Here is a 597-nt window from a genome sequence, read left to right on the forward strand (position 1 = left end):
CGGGTCGGCGGAGTCGTCGGCGATCACGAGGATCTCGGTCGGGCCCGCCTCGGAGTCGATGCCGACCTGCCCGAGCACCTGGCGCTTCGCGGTGGTGACCCAGACGTTGCCCGGCCCGGTGATGATGCTGACGGGGTCCAGCCCGATCGAGTCGACGCCGTAGGCCAGTGCGGCGACGGCTCCGGCGCCTCCGACCGCGTAGACCTCGTCGATGCCGAGCAGAGCGGCCGCCGCGAGGATCGTGGGGTGGACGGAGCCGCCGAACGCCTTCTGCGGCGGCGAGACCAGGGCGATGGAGGCGACTCCGGCGGCCTGCGCGGGCACGGCGTTCATGACGACGCTCGACGGGTAGACCGCCTTGCCGCCGGGGACGTACAGCCCGGCGCGGGCGACGGGCTGCCAGCGCTGGGTGACCGTGGCGCCGTCGTCGAGCTCGGTGGTGCGGGGCGGGGGGATCTGTGCGGCGCTGGCGCGGCGGACGCGCGCGATCGCCTCCTCGAGTGCGCTGCGGATGGCCGGGTCGAGGCGGTCGAGCGCCTCGGCGATCTGCTCGGCGGGCACGCGGAGGTGCGGGGGGCGCACGCCGTCCAGCCGCTC

1 protein-coding gene is annotated in these 597 nt (G+C 75.5%); it reads right to left on the bottom strand.

Features of this window, described 5'->3' with window-relative positions; translation table 11 throughout:
* A partial coding sequence (locus C5C74_RS16975) for a histidinol dehydrogenase (RefSeq protein ID WP_181134738.1) occupies positions 1–597 on the bottom strand: 597 nt, incomplete at both ends.

The sequence above is a fragment of the Rathayibacter sp. AY1E8 genome (assembly GCF_002931415.1).
In the GTDB taxonomy this organism is placed as follows: domain Bacteria; phylum Actinomycetota; class Actinomycetes; order Actinomycetales; family Microbacteriaceae; genus Rathayibacter.